The organism is Deinococcus sp. (assembly GCF_030523985.1).
Classification (GTDB): Bacteria; Deinococcota; Deinococci; order Deinococcales; family Deinococcaceae; genus Deinococcus.
The window spans coordinates 1-4,425 of sequence record NZ_JAUNHK010000149.1 but is presented as its reverse complement, the minus strand read 5'-3'; the positions used below and the strand labels follow the sequence as shown (position 1 = coordinate 4,425).

Genomic DNA, 4,425 nt, shown 5'->3' with positions numbered 1-4,425 from the left:
GCCGTTCAGTCCCGTATTTTCTTCTCCTCACTCCGTTCGGAAAAATAGCTTGGATGCCCAAACTATTTTTCAAAGCCGTATGAGGGCGGACAAAAAGAGCCGCCAGCACCCCCACGAACGGGAACGCTGGCGGCCTTGTCAGTCTTCGGCTCAGCCCTGTTTGTTCTGACCCTGCTTGGCGGCTTCGGCCTTGGCTTTTTCGGCGCTGGCCTGGATTTCGCGGGCCATCTGCTCGGCGTTGGCGCGGGCTTGCTCGGCGACCTTGGCGGCCTCGGTGCGGGCCACGTCGGCCAGTTGGCGCACCTGCTGGCGGGTTTCCTGGGTGGCGTCCTTGAGCTGGGCGTCCATCGCCGTCAGGCCCGCTTCGTACTTCTTCTTGTTGTCGTCGGCGCGGGCGCGGGCGGCCTGGGCTTCGGCACGCTGGGCGGCGTTTTCTTCCTCATCGTCACCGATGCGCGAGGCGATGTCGTAGGCCACAGCCTTGGCACGGTCGGCCAGTTCGTCGGCACTCTGACGGGCAATTTCGAGAAGGTCGTCAAAGAGCTTCTGGTGTTCAGGTTTCGTCATGGCCCCAGCATGAGGCACCGGGGCGCACGTGCGGTGAAGCGGGCTTAAATAACTGCTGATGATGAACAGCGGCCTTCAAGCCATCCGCCCTCAGCCATCCGCTCCCCATCCCCTCCGCTATCCTCGCCCGCGTGACCCTGTTCGACCCGCCTGCCCCTCTTGCCGAACGTCTGCGCCCCCGCACCGTGTCCGAGGTGGCGGGGCAGTCGCACCTGCTGGGGGCAGGCAAGCCGCTGACACGGGTGCTGCAAAGCGGGCGGCTGGGCAGCCTGATTCTGTGGGGGCCGCCCGGAGTGGGCAAAACCACGCTGGCGCGGCTGCTGGCGGGCGAGGTGGGGGCGCATTTCATCGCGCTCTCGGCGGTGACGGCGGGGGTCAAGGACGTGCGCGACGCGGTGGCCGAGGCCGAACGCGAACGCACGCGTGGGCGGCGCACGGTGCTGTTTCTGGACGAAATTCACCGCTTCAACAAGGCCCAGCAAGACGCCTTACTCCCACATGTGGAATCGGGCCTGCTGACCCTGATTGGCGCGACCACCGAGAATCCCAGTTTCGAGGTCAATCCCGCGCTGCGTTCCCGCGCCCGCACGCTGGTCTTGCAAGCCCTCTCGCACGAAGAAGTGTTGGGATTGCTGCGCCGTGCGCTCAATGACGAGCGGGGTTTGCCTGGAGTCCAAGCCGAGGACAGCGCCCTGGACTTGCTCGCCCGTCTGTCCGAGGGAGACGCCCGCCGCGCCCTGAGTACGCTGGAGGTCGCCGCCACGCTGGCCGACCCCGTGACCGAGGAAGCCGTTACCGAGGCGTTCGGCAAGCATCTGCCCGCGATGGACAAGAACGGCGAGGACTTCTACAACCTGATTTCGGCGCTGCACAAGTCGGTGCGGGCCTCGCATGTGGATGGGGCGCTGTACTGGCTGGCGCGGATGCTGGAGGGCGGGGCCGATGCCCACTACGTCGCCCGGCGCATCGTCCGCATGGCCTCCGAGGACATCGGGCTGGCCGACCCGCAGGCGCTGCGGCTGGCGATTGCGGCGCGGGACAGCGTGGATTTTCTGGGTCATCCCGAGGGCGACCTCGCGCTGGCGCAGGCAGTGGTTTACCTTGCGCTGGCGCCCAAGAGCAACAGCGTCTACGTGGCCTGGAAAAAGACCGTCCGCGCCGTGCAGGAAGGCGAAACGCTGCCAGTGCCGCTGCACCTTCGCAACGCCCCCACCGCGCTGATGAAGGGGCAGGGCTACGGCCAAGGCTACGCCTACTATTTCGACGACCCCGCCGGGTCTTTCGAGCAGAATTACCTGCCCGACGGTGTGCAACTCGACCTTTACCAGCCCACGGGTGAAGGGTGGGAAGCCCGCATCGCTGAGCGCTGGCGCAAGCTGCGGGAAGCGCATGGGGATGATGGATGATGGATTCGCTGCGCTGATGGATGATGGAAGAGCGGGCTATCGGCAGCAAAAAAGCCCCCACCTCGACGGGCGGGGGGCAGCGGCTTGCGCTCAGCGGCGTTGCGGAAACTTGGGCGTATCGGTGCCGACCACGCCTTCGGGCAACTGGTCTACGTCCTGGCCTTTCTGGGCCATCCCCTTGTCCTGAATGCCCTTGATGTCGCTCAGGTCGTTGGTGTCTTTGTTGCCACCTTCGGGGGTGCGCTCCTGGGGGGGCATCGCTTTGGGTTCGTCACTCATGGGTGGGCCTCCTTGTTTGGACTGCCCTCAGTCTGCCGCCGCCCCGTGACCTGCGGGTGAACAGAGGGTCAAGAAGGCTTGTCCGCCCCGCCCTGCCCCATCTGGGCGTTATACGCTGCCGACCCGCCACGCGGAATGCTGAGGGTCTGAAAGTCGGCCCCGCGCAGGGTTTTGACCAGCAACACGATTTGGTAGACGTGCCCGCTGGCATGGAGCGCCGCCCGTTCCAACGCGCCGAGGACGGTGTGTATTTCGCCGCGAATGGTCAGCGTCTGCGTCAGGTCTTCCGGGCGGAGGTGATTGAGGGCGTCCAGAAAAACCTGCCAGCCTGCGTTCCAGCGGGCGAGGAGGTCGGCAGGGGCAAGCTGCGCGTCCTCGAATTCGGCGTCACGGTCGCGGGTGGGCGATTCGCCTTCCACGCCTGCGCGGTAGCCCTGGCGCAGGCCGTCCCAGCGCGAGAGCAGGTTACCCGCCAGATGCTGCACGATGACCGCCACTGAGTTGCCTTCGGGAGCCAGGGCCGTATGCCACTGTGAATCGGGCAACTGGGCCAGTGCGCGGTCGGCCAAAGCTTTGGTTTGCTGCATCCGTTCGCGCAATTCAGAAAGGTAGAGTGTGCCGATAGCCATGCCAAAGGCTAGAACATGGGCGGACGGAGCCGAGGCTACAGGTAACGAGAAAGTTCCCAAAGACCGTCCGAGACAATGTCAGAATCTGGAAAGCGGTTCGACTTACCATAGAATAGTGAGTATGTTCTCTTTGCCCTCTTCTGGAATATTGGCCCAGGACGCCAAACAGAGTGAGCGGGAGCAGCAGGAGATTGCGCGGCTGGATTCGCTGGTGGTCGAGAACGCCAGCCAAGCCGTGGAGGAAGCGCGCAGGGTGGCGACTGAGGCGCGGGCAGCCGGGCGAAGCTTTCTGGCAGGACAGGCGATGTGTCTGGAGGCCGCTGCCCAGTTCATGCAGACGAACTACGAAGCGGCCCGGGCTGCTTATAGGTCGGCTCTGGAACTTATGGACGCTCAGGAGGCGGCTCCCAGTCCCGACGAAACCAAGCTCAGAAACACTGTTCGCGCCAGAGCCATGAACGGTTTGGGCAATGTGGCCTACGAGCAAGGGGATTTTGTAGAGAGCATAGAAGCCTACACCACCAGCGCCCAGCTCGCCCAGGAGATAGGAGACGAGTTGGGATGGTGCCGCGCCACCAGCAACGTCGCCAACATGTACACCCACTTCGGGGCTTATGAAGAGGCGCTGGAAATTCATGAAGAGCTTCTGCGGCGGGTGGAATCCCTCTCTGCCCCCTCTCAATTGGCGGTCACCCGGGGGAGCATCATCGAATGCCACTTCCTGCTGGGCAACCATGCGCGGGTCGTTCATCTGGCGGAGACGTATTTGCCGCAGGTGCCTGCCCACTACGCGGGAATCGTGCGAACCATCCTGGCCCAGAGCCTGTTTCAACTGGGTGACTTGGAAAGTGCCCAGGAGCAGGTCGAGCAGGCGCTGATCGAACTCAAAGACAGGCTTTACCGCGACTTCTACTTCTCCGCGTTGGGGTTGCAGGGCCGCCTGAAAGCTGTACGGGGCCAGACAGGGGAAGCGCTGGAGCTGCTGCACAAGGCGCTGCATCTGGCCGGGCAGGAGAAGGCCCACCGCGTCCTGGACGAGTTGCACGACGCGCTGGCCTACACCTACGAACAGCAGGGCGATTATCAGCAGGCCCTCCGGCATTTCCGCGAATACCACCGCCTGACTGTCGCCGTGATGAACCAGAATGTGCTGCGGCGCGTTCAGTTGTCGCAAATGCAGCGGCGTCTGGACACGGCAGAGCAGAACCTGCGTGAAGTGCAGCGGGCTGGGCAGCGTGATCCGCTGACGGGCCTGCTCAACCGATCTTCGTTTCACCGCTTGGGTGAAAAGCTGTTGCAGGCCCACCCCGACGGCCCGCTGGCGATGGCTTTCCTTGACCTGGACGAATTCAAGGAGGTCAATGACCGCTACGGACACGACCAGGGCGACCAGTTGCTGGTAGAACTCGCCCAGCGCCTGCGCCAGTGCCTGAGCGAAGACGACCTGCTGTGCCGTCTGGGAGGCGACGAATTCAGCATGTTGCTGACCCGTTACGGCACCGAGGCCGACCTGCGGGCCACAGCCCAGTGCCTGCTGGACGCCG

At 64.1% G+C, this 4,425-nt stretch carries 5 protein-coding genes; 2 read left to right on the top strand and 3 right to left on the bottom strand.

The features are described 5' to 3' along the window. Window positions 1-150: 150 nt before the first annotated feature. Window positions 151-567, bottom strand: coding sequence for a hypothetical protein (locus Q4C89_RS14010; protein WP_303103241.1), 417 nt, complete (start codon window positions 565-567; stop codon window positions 151-153). Window positions 568-698: 131 nt separating this feature from the next. Here Q4C89_RS14010 and Q4C89_RS14005 point away from each other — a divergent pair, with 131 nt between their 5' ends. Further along, window positions 699-1,973: a replication-associated recombination protein A gene (locus Q4C89_RS14005; RefSeq protein WP_303103240.1), complete on the top strand. Its 1,275-nt coding sequence runs from the start codon at window positions 699-701 to the stop codon at window positions 1,971-1,973. Between the two features lie 90 nt (window positions 1,974-2,063). Here the strand turns inward: Q4C89_RS14005 and Q4C89_RS14000 are convergent, their stop codons facing one another. Both Q4C89_RS14000 and Q4C89_RS13995 read right to left on the bottom strand, forming a co-directional pair. Beyond that, window positions 2,064-2,252, bottom strand: coding sequence for a hypothetical protein (locus Q4C89_RS14000; protein ID WP_303103239.1), 189 nt, complete (start codon window positions 2,250-2,252; stop codon window positions 2,064-2,066). Window positions 2,253-2,320: 68 nt separating this feature from the next. After that, a complete protein-coding gene (locus tag Q4C89_RS13995) occupies window positions 2,321-2,881 on the bottom strand; it encodes a DUF1572 family protein (protein ID WP_303103238.1) in 561 nt (186 codons plus the stop codon). 121 nt (window positions 2,882-3,002) lie between these two features. Here Q4C89_RS13995 and Q4C89_RS13990 point away from each other — a divergent pair. After that, on the top strand, window positions 3,003-4,425 hold a 1,423-nt coding region (locus tag Q4C89_RS13990; protein ID WP_303103237.1), incomplete at its 3' end, for a diguanylate cyclase.

What these genes read in the sequence shown, in the direction of transcription:
- Q4C89_RS14010 (WP_303103241.1), bottom strand. Translation starts at nt 567, where the DNA reads ATGACGAAACCTGAACACCAGAAGCTCTTTGACGACCTTCTCGAAATT.
- Q4C89_RS14000 (WP_303103239.1), bottom strand. Translation starts at nt 2,252, where the DNA reads ATGAGTGACGAACCCAAAGCGATGCCCCCCCAGGAGCGCACCCCCGAA.
- Q4C89_RS13995 (WP_303103238.1), bottom strand. Translation starts at nt 2,881, where the DNA reads ATGGCTATCGGCACACTCTACCTTTCTGAATTGCGCGAACGGATGCAG.